Below are 15,864 nucleotides of genomic sequence, written 5' to 3' on the forward strand. Positions count from 1 at the left end.
TTTAGGATTGTGCTTTATTTGGGTTCCGAATGACCATTGTTATTCCTCACTTCAGAGGGTGGGGCGCCAATTTTGTTTTTGAACAGCCGGCTGAAATAGTGAACAGAGTCGAATCCCGTTTCAAAGGCGACTTGCTTAATGGGCATATCTGAAGCGAGCAGGAGTTCTTTAGCGCGCATGAGTCTAAGATGCAGGTGGTATTGCCCCGGCGATACCCCTGTATTCTTTTTAAACATCTTGCGAAAATAAGAATAACCCAAATTGAGAGAGGCCGCCAACTCTGTAAAATCCAGATCCTGGTTGAGCTGGTTACGCATCTTGAATTTAGCATCTTCCATGGCGATTTCAAGTGGCGTACCCTTAAATTCTCTGTTTCTGACATGCGAGACCAGCGACCCCAGTAAACGAATGGCAATCCCTGAAGCTATGAGTTGATAACCGGGTTTTTCTTTTTGCGCCAATTCAAATATGCGGTAATAGCAGTCCAGTACCGATTCTTTTAGCCCGCATTCTATGATGGCGCTTTTGGAATTCAGTACCTGATTTTTAAAAAGTCTTTTAACAATATCTCCTTCCAGTCCAATATAGTTCTCAGTCCATCCTACCTCTTTGTCCGGTTGGTAACGGTGCCAGAGCCCCGGCTTTATGAGCATAATCGTGCCTGCCTTGATCTTGTATTTATGCGATTGGGTTTCAAATATCCCGCTTCCTTCGGTGATGTAGTTGATTTGGTATTCCGACAACACTCTTCCCGAATTCCAGTTGAAAATATAACCGGAAGGATGATCCGAAGCCGGATAATCAGCTCCCGGACTGACCTTTCCTTTGCCAACAACATTTAGGGTAATGCCCCATTGTTTGTCTTCCGGGTTAGATGTCAGATATTTAAAGAAATCGATCATAGCTGTGAAATAAAAAATCCGAAGGATTGATTTTGTTGGTTTATATTAATCAGGCTAAAAATAGTTAAAATTTCCATAAGAAGCCCGATGCGCCTGTTGATGTACAAATATAAGGCCGAAAAGTCTTTTTTTGGTGGATTATTGTGGATTAGAGGTGACAAATTAGATATATGTTGTGCCAATTTGTGCATTGCCATTTATGCATAGATTGGGTATTTTTGGAAACATAAATTGACTATTATGTACATAAAATATTTAAAAACTGTTCTATGAGGATTCTTGTAACAAGTCTTGTGTGGATGTTTTTGTTTTTTGGCTTAAGTGCTGAACGTCAAAAAGTCCTGTTTAATTTTGATTGGCGTTTTTCTCACCAGACCGATGCGAATGCGTCTCAGGTGAATTTTGATGATAAAAACTGGCAACAAGTCCAGTTGCCGCATGACGCCAGTATTTCAGGTCCCTTTGTTAAGGACAGTCTCAATTCTGATCAGAAAAACGGCTTTTTGCCCAGGCAAAAGGCTGGTACCGCAAAGTGTTTACCCCCGAGGTGGATTTGAGCGGGAAAAAAGTCTTTTTTGAGTTTGAAGGTATATACCGGGATGCCCGTGTTTATCTGAATGGGCAAGAAGTGGCCCACCAGCTGAATGGCTATGAGGGTTTTCTGGTGGATGTGACCGATGTGATTCAACCCGGTGCAACCAATGTAATGGCCGTGAGCTATGACAATACCGACATGGAAAGCTCCCGCTGGTACAACGGAGAAGGCATTTACCGCGATGTGTGGATGCTTATCACCGATCCGGTACATGTGGACTATCACGGCACCTATGTGCATACGCCTTTTGTGACCGATGATCTGGCCAAGGTGGCTTTGCAGACGGAAGTGGTGAACAGTCGGGCCGACAGTACATGGATCACCTTAAATTCTGAGATTTACAGTCCCGATGGTGTGCTGCAGAAGACCGCTGTCAGTACCGTGCCTGTAGGGCCCGGTGAGGTCTTTTTCTTTAGGCAGCGTGAAAGCATTGAGCAACCTCAACGATGGGACATTGATCATCCCGCTTTATATGAGGTCCGGTCGCGGGTGATTGTGGATGGTGAGGTTGTAGATACTTATAAAACCACTTTTGGTATCCGCACGGTTGAATTTACACCCGAGCAGGGATTGTTGCTGAATGGCCGGAAAGTATTGGCCAAAGGCGTTAACATACACCATGATTTGGGTCCCTTGGGTGCCGCTGCCTTTGAACGTGGCTTCGAGCGCCGTCTGGAAGGCCTGAAACGCCTGGGTGTTAATGCGATCCGATTGAGTCACAATCCGCATGATAAATATGTTTTAGAATGGTGTGATAGAAATGGAATGCTCGTTGTAGATGAGCCTTTTGACAAGTGGAGCGACCAGTTTTTCGGGGCGGGTAACCGTTTTGAAGACCATTGGGAAAAAAGCCTTGTGGCTTTTCTTAAGCGCGACAGAAATCACCCGTCCATCATCATCTGGAGTGCGGGCAATGAAGTCTACCAGCAGAAGAGTCCCCGTTACAATTTTGGCGTACCCATGCTGAAGCAGATGGTCGATTTTATTCATGATTTTGAACCCAGTCGTTTGGTCACCTGTGGCATACATCCCTCCAGAAGAAGCGGGGCTTACCGCACCGAAAATTATTACCGGGAAGGTCCACCGGAAATGGTCTTTTATATGGACGTGGTCAGCACCAATTACCGGGAAGAATTTTGGCCGGTGGATAAAGCCAACCATCCCCAGTTGATTTTCATGCTGAGTGAGGCCCAGGTAGGCAATTTGGGCAACGAATGGTTCAATTTTGATCACCGCAGTTCAGTTGGTTTGTTTTACTGGGGCGGGACAGATTATATTGGTGAGTCCTTTGGCTGGCCGTCCAAAGGCTGGGCCAATGGTATTATTGACTGGAACGACCATTGGAAGTCCTTCAGCTACTATATCAACAGTCTCTACAGTGAGGAACCCATGGTGCATATAGCCGCTTTTGACGACAGTGATGTGCGTCAGCAGTACTGGAACGAAGTGCAATTGCGTTACCAGCCGCTACATTCACATTGGAACTGGGCTGGCCGGGATTCGATTGATCTTTATACCTTTACCAACGGACAGGAAGTGGAGTTATTCGTCAACGGTCGGTCCCAGGGTGTATTACAGGTGCCTGAGGAATACTACACCAAAGATATCCGTGCCTATACGGCCGAGGAGTACGATCCTGAAAACCCGATTAATCTGGGACCTGCCATGCACAAGCAACTGGCCTGGCGCATACCTTATGAAGTCGGTGTGATTGAAGCGGTCAGCAAAGTGGATGGCAAGGAAGTGGCCCGTCACCGTTTGGAGACGGCCGGAGCTCCTGCCCGTATTGTACTGGAGGCCGACCGGGAGGTCATCAAGGCCGATGGTCTGGATTTGTCGTACGTTACGGTAAAAGTGGTCGATAAAAACGGCATCCTTGTGCCCAATGCCGATCACGATATTTCTTTTCGTGTGAGCGGAGCCGGCAGCAATGCCGGAGTGGGCAATGCCGATGTCATCAGTGATGAACCCTTTGTGGCGGATAGCAGAAAGGCCTTCCAGGGCAAAGCCTTGCTGATTGTGCGCAGCACCAGAGAGGCCGGTACCATCAAAATCAGAGCCACGGCAAAAGGGGTTAAGTCAGCTGGTATAGAGGTGGTTACTCAATAATAATCGGGTAAGCCTAGACAGGTATCTTGGTAATGTAAGGATAGCACCGTGCTTAGCTGTCCTAATATCTTAAAAACACAAACAGCGGTCGTCTATTAGTTAGACGGCCGCTGTTGCGTTATTGTTAATTGCCAGAGGGTTACTGGTTGCTGATAAGGATTTTGTAATCCCAGGCTTGTAATTCCGTATCAGTCAATGGAAAACTGATATCTTCACCGGTAAAATAGTCGCTAAATGCTCCTTCTATTCCGGTTTCGGTGCTCACAGTCACCGTTTCATCTGAAAGGTTGAAAAGGGCTATCACGCTGTTGTTGTCCTTTTGACGTTTGAAGAGCAGTACTTGTTCAGGTGCATTGGTGCTGATAAATTCCATGGGGGCACCTGCGGCGCCATTCCACAAGGCCTTGTTGGACTTCTTTAATTGAATGAGCGACTGATAAAAATGGGTCATGGAGCGATCGCTCCAATCGATTTCGTCTTTCTCGAAAAACGCCAGCATCTTGTCCAAACCTGCTTCCTGTCCTGAATAAATCAGGGGCATGCCTTCAACCACAAAAGTCAGTGCCGCCATAGTAGGGTAGGCCGCACCCATTCTCTCAAAAACAGTCCCGTTCCAGCTGTTTTCATCGTGGTTGGTGGTGAATTGCATGGGCCACGCCCCTTCAGGATAAGTGTCGTATAGGTTCTCAAAATAGGCCACAGCATGCGTGGCATCTTCTTCGCCCTGTGCGATGTTGTTTAAGTGGTGGTGGAAGGCCCAGCCATAATTGGCATTGAAGGCCTGATGGAGTAAAGCGGTTTCGCTCTCATCCTCTGCCAGCATAAAAACGGGTTTGATGGCTTGAAGCGCATCGGAGGCCTCTTCCCAAAAATCGACCGGAACCATACCTGCCACATCACAGCGGTAGCCGTCAATATTGGCCTCACGCACCCAGAACTCCAGCGCGCTTTTCATGGCGGCCCGCATTTCGTGGTTGTCGTAATCGAGTTGGGCCACATCGCTCCAGTCGAAGGGGCCAAACATATTCCCGGTAGAATCTTTTGCATACCATTCGGGATGATCCGTGACCCATTGGTGGTCCCAGGCGGTGTGGTTGGCCACCCAGTCGAGAATGATCGTCATGCCCAAATCGTGGGCCTGACTGACGACTGCCTGGAAATCTTCCATGGTGCCAAATTCGGGATTAACCGCTTTGTAGTCTCTGATGGAGTAATAGGATCCCAGTGTTCCTTTTCTGTTTTCTTCACCTATGGGATGAATGGGCATGAACCACAGAATGTCCACGCCAAGTTCCTGTAGGCGGGGCAAGTGCTGTGCAAAGGCCTCAAAAGTGCCTTCATCGGTGTATTGCCGCACATTGACTTCATAAATCACGGCGTCCGGCAGCCATTCAGCGACGGGGGCCCGACTGACGATTTCACTCCCGGCGCTTTCGGCGCTGGATTTTGGTTGTGTCTGGCAAGCCATAAGGGCCATTACCAGCATTAGCAACAAGAGGGGGGATTTTGATTTTCTCATTTGATCGTGTTTAAATTTAAAAAGTTATTTGATTCTTATATGGACGGGATCAGCTCCCATGGTCAACTGGATTTGAATGTGTTTATCTTTGGGGTGGTAGCGGAAGTCCGTGTTCTTACCATCCACTTTTACATGCTCAGGGCGCGTACTGTTTTTGATGAGTAATTCGATGTTTCTTCGGCCGGGCCGGAGCAGATAAACCCCATCGTTATGTGAAATATCAATGCTGAGTTCTTTTTCCGAATTTTCAGCCTGGAAGGTGAACAGCTGATAAGCGCCCTCTTCTATGGCTTGGGCATTTTCACCGTCATCCAGGTACAGCTCACCGGTGGCAGAGGTGATTTCCGGATGATGGTAATAGGATATGCTTAAGTTATCGGTATTGAACTGATCCAGGGTCGTAACCGGTTTAACGGTGGGGATGAAGCTGCCGGCTTTAACGAAAACGGGCATTTCACTTATGGGGGCACTGACATCAACGGTGCGTCCGCCTGCGTAGACTTCATTGCTGAAGAAATGGATCCAGTTGCCAATGGGCAGCCCCACTCTTCTGGTGCTTTGTCCGGCCTCCAAAATGGGGGCCACCAGCATGTTGTCTCCCCAGTAATACAGGTCGTAAATATCCACCAGGAAATCGTCCTCCTGTTCGTAAATCAAGGGTCGGACCAGCGGTCGGCCATGGGCCGTCTGCTGATAGGCCATGGTATAGATGTAGGGCATCAGTTCATAGCGGAGTTCGATGAATTTCCGGACAATCTTTTGGGTTTCCGGACTGTAATAGATGGGCTCTGAGGGCTCCTTTTCGCCATGCGGACGAAAAATGGGAGAGAAGGTGGCCAGCTGCACCCATCTTGTGTATAGCTCCTCATCTTTTTCACCTTCGGTAAACCCGCCGACATCCGAATGCATGTAGGGGATGCCCGACATCGACATGGTGAGCATGATGGGCAACTGGCTTTTAAGCCACTCCAGCTGCGTTTGACGGTGCCCGACCAGGGGAAAACAGAATAACGCTGGCTGCCGGCATAGCCGGCTCTGGTCAGATTAAAGAGGCGCTTTTTGGGGTAGTGTTTTTGGTAGTTGTCACTGAGCATCTTACTCCAGTAATGGCCATAAACATTGTGGATTTGATCGGCTCTCCCTTTCTGGTAGAAAATCCCTCCGGGATGCTTTTCAGGTTCTCCCAGGTCGCTCCACCAACCGGCAATGCCTTGTTCTATCAGTGGTTGGTATTTTTGCCAAAACCATTCCCCGGCCCGGGGATTGAAAACATCCAACAGAGAGGCTGGTCCAAACCAAAAATCCTTGATGACATAGGGTTGGCCCAGACTGTCGGTCCCGAAGAAGCCCTTTTGAGCGGCCTCTGCGTAATTGTTCGAGGTGGTCAGAAAATAGGGTTCTGTGATGAGCACTGTTTTCACACCCTTGCTTTTGAGATTCTGGACCATGGCCTTGGGGGTGGGCCAGTTCTCCTCTTCCCAGGTCAGGTTGCCCATTCTGAAGTCGCCCACCCCTTTGCCAAACCAATATACATCCAGAAACAAAGCATCTAAAGGATATTTGGCCTCTAGCATGGAGTCGACGATATGGGTGGCCTGCTGTTGAGACTGGTAGCCGAAGCGACTTTGGAGATTTCCCAGGGCCCAAAGTGGAGGAAGTGGCTGTGTTCCGGTAAGTTGTATGTAGGCCGAGAGAAGCGACCGGTAATCGGTGCCGGTCATGACATATACATTAAAGGCCTTCTCTTTGGAGTCTATTCTGAATTGATTACGGACGGTGTGGCCGATGTCTGCAATGGCCCTTTGTGGCGCATCAAAAAACACCATGAACTTTTTAGAGGAATAGAAAACGGGCAGGGAATAATTGAGTTGGTCCGCGCCCCATTCATAACCCCAATTGGCTTGGTTGCTCAGTTGAAGACGCTTGCCGCTTCGGTTCATTTCAATGGCTCTGGCACCGCCGCCAATGATTTTTTCGCGACTGTCCAGTTTGAAATTAATACCCGTGCGCTGGTTGGCGTTGAAGGGTCCCGATAAAACCGCCTCTTCCTGGTTGTTGACGCCGGTAAGTATTTTTATCTCCAGCGGATTTTTTTTGATGGAGAGGTAGGATTCACCCATTCTTACATCCAGTGATTCTGCCGAATTACGTATGATGATGGTGCTTACCTGTGGTTGGGCAATGACGGCGTCACTGGGTGAAAGGAACAGGGAGTCTTTGGCATAGGATACATAGATGGTCTGGGCATTAATGGTTTGAAGCCGGATATAGCCATCGCTGGTCTTAAGCGTGAGGTGATCTGAACTTTGAAAATATTTTTCGAGATAGATAGGGTTTTCAATTTCTGCTGGTGACCCGGCCTGGGTCACCAGAGAAATTAAAAACAAATGGAGGGGAATTAAAAACCTGGATTTCCACGTGGTAAAAGGGCTCATATTTCTATAATTTAAAAGGGTTTTTGATAATTATCTAAGGCCTGCGCGTTAGAAATTATTGTAACCCCGAAATTAGCTATTTCCCACATGGTATCCACATTAATAGGATGCGAACTTGTGATCATGTGACCTTAACCCTGTTTAAAGGGGACTGGTTTTCGCTTGTATGTTATTCAAGTTCAATGATTAAAGCTGATTTGGCAGGGACTGTGATGTGGGTCAGTGATGGGTATTCCCGGCCAGAAGTGACTTCGGTACCAGCCGAGTATTTCCGGAGTATTTCTGAGAATCTGGACAGATCCACTGCCGTATCATTGTCTGCATGGTTGTTCAGCATCACCATGACCGCCTGGTCGTTTAAATATCTGAAATAGACATACACTTCATCTTCCGGTAGAAAATGCAGGGTGTTGCCATGGTGCAGTACCTCACTGGTTTTGCGGTAATTCATCACCTTGGTCAGGTAGTCGAACACCTCGTTTTGCACCTGGGTTCTTCCTTCGGCTGTAAAAGCATCTGTCTCATCTCCGGGCCATCCGCCCGGGTAGTTCTGTCGAATAGCGCCATGAGAGGCGGCTCCGTCTCCGGTCATTACCAGCTCGCTGCCATAATACCATTGCGGAATACCTCTGACGGTTCCCAAAAAGGCGATGGCCATTTTCATTTTTTGGGTGTCGCTGTTGTAGAAATGGGCCATTCTGCCCATGTCGTGGTTCTCGGCAAAAACCACCAAATCTTTCGGATAGCGGTACAAATGATCGTCTGCCAATACATCGTAAAGCCTTTGCAGTCCACTGCCCCAGCCTTCTTCCTCATTGAGGGCACTTCCCAGCGCTTCGGCCATGGGGAAGTCCATCAAGCTTTTCATTTGAGAGTTGTAGCCATCCTGGTTGGGGAAATCCTTTTGCCAGTATACCAGTTTAGAAGGCTCAGAAATCCAGGATTCACCCACAATGGTAAAGTCGGGATACTCCGCCTTTACCCGCAGAACCCATTCGGCCATGGCCTCCTTATCGGGATAGGGATAGGTATCCATACGAATGCCCTGCAATCCCACAAATTCAATCCACCAAATACTGTTTTGAATGAGGTAATTCTTAACCAGCTCATTGCCCAGATTCATATCCGGCATGGTGGTGTCGAACCAGCCCCGGGTGGTCAGACTTAAATCGGCCTTGGCGGCGTAGGGATCCGATACCGTACTCAGGCGGTAGTTGCTTCGGATGAATTCAGGATATTGGTGCACCCAGTCGTGTGTGGGTAAATCCTTCATCCACCAGTGCTGACTGCCGCAATGGTTGAAAACCATATCCATGATCATTTTTATGCCCTTTTGTCGACCGGCATCTACCAGCTCTTTGTATTCCTGATTGCTCCCCAGACGGCGGTCCACCTGATAAAAATCCGTTATGGCATAACCATGGTAGGAAGATTGCGGCTGGTCGTTTTCAAGCACCGGGTTCAGCCAGATGGAAGTAAACCCCATGTCGGCAATGAAGTCCAGACGATTTTGAATGCCTTCCAGATCACCGCCGTGCCGGCCATAGGGTTCTGATCGGTCGGGCTTCTCCTGCATGCCCTTTATTTCGTCGTTGTCGGGATTGCCATTGGCAAAGCGGTCGGGCATTATCAGATAAATGGCATCGCTTTGGTTGAATCCCTCGCGACTGGCAGAATCTTCTTCGCGTTCCAGAAGTTCAAGGGTGGCAGACGTTCGTTCTTTCTTACCCTGGAAAAACGACACGTTGACTTTTCCCGCCCGGGCCTCAGGGGCAATTTTTAAATCCAGAAAAAGGTAATTGGGATTTTCTACGGCAATGATGCGCTCTAGCTGAACGCCCGGGTAGTCGACAGAGGGCCGCAAAGCAGCAATGTTCTCACCATAGACCAAGACCTGAACGGAGGGGTTGTTAAAACCGATCCACCAGGAAGCGGGCTCCAGACGTTCTACCTTTTGGGCCCCGGTTTGGGCCCCAAAAGTCATCAGGAAAAGAATAAGTACCAGACTGGTATGGGTTTTCTTAAGCATTGTATTCTGATTTAAGTTGGACACTGGTTGCGGCACCCGGCTCTACCGAAATTTTTTCATCATATACGAAGAGTGTGGCCGTTTTTTTAGCATGCGAGATAATCTGCACCTCTTTTTGGGAGACTTTTATTTCGAGGTCGCTGCCCTTGAAGGTGATGCGAAAGGCATAGGCTTCCCATTGATTGGGGATGATGGGGTTGATTCTGAGTGCCCCGTTGGTCACCCGTTTTCCGCCAAAACCTTCCACAATCGACATCCAGGTGCCGGCCATACTGGTGATGTGCAGACCTTCGTGCACCTCGTTGTTATAGTCGTCCAGGTCGAGTCGACTGGTCCGCAGATACATCTCGTAGGCCTTGTTCAGGTTGCCGATGCGCGCGGCCAGAATGGCATGGACGCAGGGCGACAGGGAGGACTCGTGCACCGTCCGCGGTTCGTAAAATTCGAAGTTGCGACGTATGGTTGCTGTGTCGTATTCCTCCTCAAAAACATAGATACCCTGAAGTGTATCGGCCTGTTTAATAAAACAGGAGCGCAAAATGCGGTCCCACGACCAGTTTTGATTGATGGGACGCTCTTGCGCGGGCAGATCGGCAGCCATTTTTTGCTCCTTATCCATAAAGCCATCCTGCTGCATAAAAACATTCAGTTCTGCATGGAAGGGGAAATGCATTTGGGCGCTGATCTCTTGCCATTGGGCCACCTCTGCCTCAAAATCGAAGTTCGTTTTATCGAGGATGGCACTGAAGCGGGTGGGGTTGGATGTCTTGATTTTTTCAAGAGACTCCGAGGTGTACCGGAGGCACCATTGGGCCATTTTGTTGGTGTACCAGTTGTTGTTGATGTTGTTTTCGTATTCGTTGGGTCCGGTTACGCCCAGAATGACATATTTTTGTTTTTCGGTCGACCAGGTGGCTCTTTGCGCCCAAAATCGGGAAATGGCTATCAACACTTCCAGACCATACTCTTCCAGGTATTTTTCGTCACCGGTGTGGCGGATGTAATTGAAAATGGCAAAAGCAATGGCGCCGTTTCGGTGAATTTCTTCAAAGGTAATCTCCCATTCGTTGTGGCACTCTTCTCCGTTGATGGTGACCATGGGGTAGAGGGCTGCACCCTTGGTAAAGCCCAGTTTTTGTGCGTTTTCAATGGCCTTTTCCAAATGCTTGTATCGGTAAATCAGCAGGTTTCTGGTTACATGCGGAGGGGCGGTGGCCAGGAAAAACGGAATGCAGTAAGCTTCCGTGTCCCAATAGGTGGTGCCACCGTATTTTTCGCCGGTAAAGCCTTTGGGACCAACATTTAAGCGCTCATCATCCCCCGTGTAGGTTTGGTTCAGTTGAAAAATATTGAAGCGGATGGCCTGTTGGGCGGCTATGTCGCCCTCAATTTTAATGTCGCTGTGCAGCCAAATGTTGCTCCAACGATCTGTATGGGCGGCAAGCATCTTTTCGAACCCTGCCGTACGTGCCATCAGCGCCTTTTCTTCTGCCTTTTTAATAAGCTGGTCGGGTTGATGGTTGAGTGAGCTGGTAACCCCTACAAACTTGTCGAACTGAATGGTTTCGTTTTCTGATACCTGTGCTTCAATTCGGATGCCTGCCCAGGTTTGGTTGTGTGAAGAGGTAATGTGCGTGTTTTGGGTGTTGATCTCCCAATTCATGGCAAAAGCCACACGAAAATCCAGTTTTTTGGTCTGAGCCAACAAAAAAGCCTCCTTATTGCTGCTGTCTGTTGCCAGAATGTTCCAGAATTTTTCGTCGTAATTGGCATCCTCATTTTCCACATCCCCGTCGAGGTAGGTTCAAAGGCTATTTTCCCGGTAAAGTTCAATGGCGTAATGCCATAGCGTATAAGTCCACATTCGGGGTCGGTCATGCTTAAAAAGCGGGCGGTCTCCACCTTCACCTTTTTTCCGTTGGCAAAGGTGGCTGTGAAAGTTCTTGTAAGGATCCCTTTTTTCATGTCCAGCGCCCGCTCAAAATGCTCGGTTTGACACGAAAATAGATCCAGTTGCTCCCCTTCTATCTCAATGTTGATACCTATCCAGTTGGGCGAGTTGAGTACCTTGGCAAAGTATTCGGGATAACCATTTTTCCACCAGCCTACCCGCGTCTTGTCGGGGTAATAAACCCCGGCAATATAGCTGCCTTGCAGGGACTTCCCACCGTAAATCTCTTCGAAGTTGGCCCGTTGGCCCATTTTTCCGTTTCCCAGACTGAAAATGCTTTCAGAAGCCTGATGGAATTCGGGATTAAAGCCCTCTTCAACGATACGCCACTCATCGTGCTTTAAATATTGTCTCATAGTTGTCGTCTTATTGGAGATTTTCGAGTTGGTCGAGGGTCATTTGATGTAACCCCTCAATGATTAAATGGGCTTTGTTAAGCACTTCCGAAGATCCGATTCCGACGCAGTACATGCCAGCCGCTAAGGCGGCTTCTACGCCTGCTTCAGCATCTTCAAATACCACGCAATTTTCAGGATCGGCCGCCAGAGCTTCTGCCCCTTTTAGAAAGACTTCCGGATCCGGCTTGGCTTTGGAAGTGTGCGTGCCATCTATAATGGCGTCAAACAAATCGTTCAGTTCCAGTCGGTTGAGAATGGTCATGGCATTTTTACTTGCAGATCCAAGAGCGGTTGCTAAACCAGCGTCCTTGCAGGCCAGAAGGAATTCCCTTGCACCCGGTAGTATTTCGTCTGGTTTCATTTGGGTGATGAATGAAACGTAATGTTCGTTTTTGCGATGTGCCAACTCTTCCTTTTCCTGTTCTGTTTTGGTGACACCACCAATTTCCAGAAGTATGTCCAGTGAGGCCATTCGGCTGACACCCTTTAAGCGCTCATTGTCTTGTTCTGTAAAGTCAAATCCCATTTCCCTCGCCAGTTGCTTCCAGGCAATAAAATGATATTTGGCTGTATCCACAATCACTCCATCTAAATCAAATAGGCAAGCTTTAATCATTTCAATGTTGAGTTTAGTTAATCGTTTCTAATGGTGCCTTTTTATTTCTAACATCCAGTTTGTCTTCCACAAAAACCACGGAGATGGCTGCGATGAGCAGACTGACCCCTGCAATGATCAGGGCGAAAACGGCTTGTGACTCAAACAGACGTTTAATAATGGGGCCACCGAACACCCCATTGACAATCTGTGGCATGGTAATGAAAAAGTTAAAAAGGCCCATATAAATACCATATTTGGCTGCTGGCAGGGCTCCGGCCAATATGGCGTAAGGCATGGAAAGAATGCTGGCCCAGGCAATTCCGATGGCCAGCATGGGAAGGATCAGCATCATGGGATCGCTGATGAAATAGATCGAGATTAAGCCTACAGCCCCCACCGTTAAGGAAAAAGCATGGGTGTTTTTTCTGCCTATTTTAGCGGCAATCCAGGGCAGGGAAATGGCAAATATGGCGGCAACGCCATTGTACACGCCAAACAGAACGCCCACCCAGTTGGCCGCATCATTGTACAGGGCCGAGGAGGTGTCGTTGGGTGCCAGACCATAAATGTGCTGCGCAATCGCCGGCGTGGTAAAAACCCACATGCCAAAAAGAGCGAGCCACGAGAAGAATTGCACCAATCCCAGTTGTTTCATGGTTTTGGGCATGGCGGCAAAATCCTTAAAGATTTGCATAAAACCGGCATCTTTTTCCAGAAGGTCATCGCTTTCCGGGGATACCCCAAATTCCTTCAGCTGTTTGGGAGAGTATTCTTTGGTGGTGACAACCGTCCATATAATGGCGCCGACCAAAACAGCTGCACCAATATAAAATGACAGGATCACATTGAATGGTACACTTCCATCTTCCGCTACCTTGGATACGCCCAACCACTCGGCCAGAACGTAGGTAATCCAGGAGCCTGCCACTGCACCTATGCCTATAAGGGTTGTTTGCACGGAAAAGCCTTTGGTTCGCTGTTCATCCGGAAGCTTATCCGCCACCAAAGCTCTGAAGGGCTCCATGGAGATGTTAAAGGAGGCATCCATAATCATCAACATGCCGGCCCCAATAAACATGGGTGGAATAAAGGCCGCCAATGAGCCGGAATTGGGCATGAAAATAAGCGCCAGAGCCGCGAAGATAGCTCCAAACAGAAAGTAGGGGCGACGGCGTCCGAGACCTGTCCAGGTCCGGTCGCTGTAATGTCCTACAATGGGTTGAATGAGCATTCCGGTGATGGGCGCTGCCAGCCAAAACCAGGATAAATGTTCAACATCGGCACCAAAATTCTGAAGAATTCGGCTGGCGTTGGCATTTTGGAGTGCAAACCCGAACTGGATACCTAAAAATCCGATGCTCATGTTCCAAATCTGTCCAACTGACAAGTGCGGTAGTTTTCTCATTTTGTTTAGTTTGTGAATTAAGCCACTTCCTTTATTGGCCATGCTTCCTGAAAATTTTCAGGGCTCCGGCATTTAGTGTAATAGAATTACCCTATAACTTATTGCAAACGATAAGGTTTACGATAAGGTGGTCATTTTCTCAAGTCGGATGACACCCAACAGAAAAAATGGATCTGAATGGTAAATAATGTATGATGGGAGATTGACACACAGTTATTGCACCTGTGACCAGGTGCGATGGAAAGAAAACACAATTTTTAATTCTCAGTTACGAAGGCAAATATAGAGCAAAAATTGATGATGGTAAAGCGTGAAAAAGAATTTATTCTTACACTTCCAGTGCTGGTTGTTTAAAAGGCCTTATTGCAAACGTTTGCGGTGCATGAAAAAAAGTTTTTCCGTCTGCCTGTAAACAAGTTAGTTTTTTTTATGCAAACGATTTCGGAATTATCGCTGTTGGGTGGTTTTACGCTTAACCAATGACGGGGTAATGATTTTTGTTTGGTAATTAATCTGCGCTGTCGGGTTTTCCAGGCGTTGAATCAATAGTCGGACCGCCTCTCTTCCCATTTCATATCCCTTTTGCTCCACCGTAGATAACGGTGGCGAGGCGATGGTGGCTATCGGGCCGTCGCCAAACCCTACAATGCAAATGTCTTCAGGGATTTTAAAGCCGTTTTCCTGAAGAACTTGCATGGTAGCTATGGCAGTGCTGTCGTTAACGGCGAATATGCCATCAATTTTTGGTGCCATGGACAATATATGTTGGCGCATGCTAAAGACTTCTTCGCGGGTGTCGCATTTGAGAACCAGACCTTCATCGGGCATGATGCTGTGATTTTTCAGGGCTTGTAAATAGCCATCGTAACGGTGTTTGCCAATGAGCAGATGGCGCGGAGCAGCCAGGTGCATGATTTTTTTACAGCCGCATTCAATTAAATGGGTGGTGGCCACGCGTGCCCCCTCAAAATCATCGGTTATTACCCGGTCTGTTTCAATCTCATCACATATCCGGTCGAAAAAGACCATGGGGATGCCATTGTCCAGGGCATTATGCAAATGGTTAAACTCGCGGGTGGTTTTGCTGATGGATACCAGCAGTCCGTCTACCCTGTGATCGATTAAGGCCTGCACATTGATGACCTCCCGGTAGAAATTTTCGTTCGACTGGCATATCATCAGGTATAACCTTCGCCATAGGCCAGGTCTTCCATACCACTAATCACCGATGAGAAAAAATGGTGCACAATTTCAGGAATGACCAGTCCCAGCGTGTTGGTCTTTTGTTTGCGAAGACTCAAAGCCAGCGCATTGGGGCGGTACTTGACCTTTTCGGCAAAGGTCTTGACCAGATTGCGCGTTTCTTCACTGATATCGGGATGGTCTTTAAGCGCCCGAGATACCGTTGAGGGTGATACGCCCAAAATTTTGGCGATGTCTTTTATGGTGATGTGTGTTGGCTTCATTGGAAAACAATTTTAGTTCTATTTAGGGTGTTGATGATTGGTGTTGCGCAATCTCATGTGTTACAACAATGCTAATATTCGTTAAATTCATTGGTTGTGCCTACAAATATATAAAATATGAGTGGTTATTAGTAAGGAATGGAATTTTTGTAAGTGTTTGTTATATAGCTTTCAAGTATTTGCAGGCTTGAATAGTATGGAATATCTGAGATCGCTTTCAATTTTTCGAATTTTACAGAAATTCTGGTCAAAAAACATGTTATACAACATATAAAATTTATGCAATCGACACCGCAAACGTTTGGTGTCGATTGCGGAAAAATCCTGTAAAAAATTGGCTGTCAGTGTTAAAGAATGTTTTATTTGTGGCGCTAAATGCCGTATATTTGTTGCCATAATTTATGGTTTCAGATTGGTATCATAGGTTAAGAAAACCGAAAAATTCCCCAGTTACAGT

12 protein-coding genes and 1 pseudogene are annotated in these 15,864 nt (G+C 47.6%); 2 read left to right on the forward strand and 11 right to left on the reverse strand.

Annotated features, from left to right (window positions below):
* Positions 1-14: 14 nt before the first annotated feature.
* Positions 15-902 carry an AraC family transcriptional regulator gene (locus tag JCM15548_RS06995; RefSeq protein ID WP_062123808.1) on the reverse strand — a complete coding sequence of 296 codons (888 nt, stop codon included), beginning with the start codon at positions 900-902 and terminating at the stop codon, positions 15-17.
* A 269-nt stretch (positions 903-1,171) separates the two neighbouring features.
* Between JCM15548_RS06995 and JCM15548_RS23260 the strand changes: the two genes are divergently transcribed.
* Positions 1,172-1,459 (forward strand): hypothetical protein, encoded by a 288-nt coding sequence (locus JCM15548_RS23260; RefSeq protein WP_227625548.1) that lies wholly within the window; start codon positions 1,172-1,174, stop codon positions 1,457-1,459.
* A complete protein-coding gene (locus JCM15548_RS07005) occupies positions 1,435-3,606 on the forward strand; it encodes a glycoside hydrolase family 2 TIM barrel-domain containing protein (RefSeq protein WP_227625549.1) in 2,172 nt (723 codons plus the stop codon). The genes JCM15548_RS23260 and JCM15548_RS07005 overlap by 25 nt, the downstream gene beginning before the upstream one ends.
* Positions 3,607-3,745: 139 nt before the next feature.
* On the opposite strand, the gene JCM15548_RS07010 is transcribed toward JCM15548_RS07005, so the two are convergent.
* The 10 genes and pseudogenes from JCM15548_RS07010 to JCM15548_RS23265 form a co-directional block, all read right to left on the reverse strand.
* Entirely contained in the window at positions 3,746-5,125 is a 1,380-nt protein-coding gene (locus JCM15548_RS07010) for an alpha-amylase family glycosyl hydrolase (protein WP_062123812.1), read from the reverse strand.
* 24 nt (positions 5,126-5,149) lie between these two features.
* Positions 5,150-5,845 carry a glycoside hydrolase family 31 family protein gene (locus tag JCM15548_RS25150; protein ID WP_062123814.1) on the reverse strand — a complete coding sequence of 232 codons (696 nt, stop codon included), beginning with the start codon at positions 5,843-5,845 and terminating at the stop codon, positions 5,150-5,152.
* A gap of 39 nt (positions 5,846-5,884) precedes the next feature.
* Positions 5,885-7,560, reverse strand: a pseudogene (locus JCM15548_RS07020) (TIM-barrel domain-containing protein); the annotation flags it as partial.
* 169 nt (positions 7,561-7,729) lie between these two features.
* Positions 7,730-9,589 carry a glycoside hydrolase family 13 protein gene (locus JCM15548_RS07025; protein ID WP_062123818.1) on the reverse strand — a complete coding sequence of 620 codons (1,860 nt, stop codon included), beginning with the start codon at positions 9,587-9,589 and terminating at the stop codon, positions 7,730-7,732.
* Complete coding sequence (locus JCM15548_RS07030) at positions 9,582-11,333, reverse strand: family 65 glycosyl hydrolase domain-containing protein (RefSeq protein ID WP_262486926.1); 1,752 nt, start codon at positions 11,331-11,333, stop codon at positions 9,582-9,584. Before JCM15548_RS07030 ends, JCM15548_RS07025 begins: the two co-directional genes overlap by 8 nt.
* Positions 11,249-11,896 (reverse strand): hypothetical protein, encoded by a 648-nt coding sequence (locus JCM15548_RS26680; RefSeq protein ID WP_262486922.1) that lies wholly within the window; start codon positions 11,894-11,896, stop codon positions 11,249-11,251. Before JCM15548_RS26680 ends, JCM15548_RS07030 begins: the two co-directional genes overlap by 85 nt.
* A 10-nt stretch (positions 11,897-11,906) precedes the next feature.
* Positions 11,907-12,554 carry a beta-phosphoglucomutase gene (pgmB, locus tag JCM15548_RS07035; RefSeq protein WP_062123820.1) on the reverse strand — a complete coding sequence of 216 codons (648 nt, stop codon included), beginning with the start codon at positions 12,552-12,554 and terminating at the stop codon, positions 11,907-11,909.
* Positions 12,555-12,567: 13 nt separating this feature from the next.
* Positions 12,568-13,941: an MFS transporter gene (locus JCM15548_RS07040; protein WP_062123867.1), complete on the reverse strand. Its 1,374-nt coding sequence runs from the start codon at positions 13,939-13,941 to the stop codon at positions 12,568-12,570.
* A gap of 447 nt (positions 13,942-14,388) precedes the next feature.
* Positions 14,389-15,120, reverse strand: a complete 732-nt coding sequence (locus JCM15548_RS07045; RefSeq protein ID WP_227625550.1) for a substrate-binding domain-containing protein — start codon at positions 15,118-15,120, stop codon at positions 14,389-14,391.
* Positions 15,120-15,407 carry a LacI family DNA-binding transcriptional regulator gene (locus JCM15548_RS23265; RefSeq protein ID WP_227625551.1) on the reverse strand — a complete coding sequence of 96 codons (288 nt, stop codon included), beginning with the start codon at positions 15,405-15,407 and terminating at the stop codon, positions 15,120-15,122. Before JCM15548_RS23265 ends, JCM15548_RS07045 begins: the two co-directional genes overlap by 1 nt.
* Positions 15,408-15,864 lie beyond the last annotated feature (457 nt).

This window comes from Geofilum rubicundum JCM 15548 (assembly GCF_000974365.1).
In the GTDB taxonomy this organism is placed as follows: domain Bacteria; phylum Bacteroidota; class Bacteroidia; order Bacteroidales; family Marinilabiliaceae; genus Geofilum; species Geofilum rubicundum.

What these genes read in the sequence shown, in the direction of transcription:
- JCM15548_RS06995 (WP_062123808.1), bottom strand. Translation starts at nt 902, where the DNA reads ATGATCGATTTCTTTAAATATCTGACATCTAACCCGGAAGACAAACAA.
- JCM15548_RS23260 (WP_227625548.1), top strand. Translation starts at nt 1,172, where the DNA reads ATGAGGATTCTTGTAACAAGTCTTGTGTGGATGTTTTTGTTTTTTGGC.
- JCM15548_RS07010 (WP_062123812.1), bottom strand. Translation starts at nt 5,125, where the DNA reads ATGAGAAAATCAAAATCCCCCCTCTTGTTGCTAATGCTGGTAATGGCC.
- JCM15548_RS25150 (WP_062123814.1), bottom strand. Translation starts at nt 5,845, where the DNA reads ATGCCCTACATCTATACCATGGCCTATCAGCAGACGGCCCATGGCCGA.
- JCM15548_RS07025 (WP_062123818.1), bottom strand. Translation starts at nt 9,589, where the DNA reads ATGCTTAAGAAAACCCATACCAGTCTGGTACTTATTCTTTTCCTGATG.
- JCM15548_RS26680 (WP_262486922.1), bottom strand. Translation starts at nt 11,896, where the DNA reads ATGAGACAATATTTAAAGCACGATGAGTGGCGTATCGTTGAAGAGGGC.
- pgmB (WP_062123820.1), bottom strand. Translation starts at nt 12,554, where the DNA reads ATGATTAAAGCTTGCCTATTTGATTTAGATGGAGTGATTGTGGATACA.
- JCM15548_RS07040 (WP_062123867.1), bottom strand. Translation starts at nt 13,941, where the DNA reads ATGAGAAAACTACCGCACTTGTCAGTTGGACAGATTTGGAACATGAGC.
- JCM15548_RS07045 (WP_227625550.1), bottom strand. Translation starts at nt 15,120, where the DNA reads ATGATATGCCAGTCGAACGAAAATTTCTACCGGGAGGTCATCAATGTG.
- JCM15548_RS23265 (WP_227625551.1), bottom strand. Translation starts at nt 15,407, where the DNA reads ATGAAGCCAACACACATCACCATAAAAGACATCGCCAAAATTTTGGGC.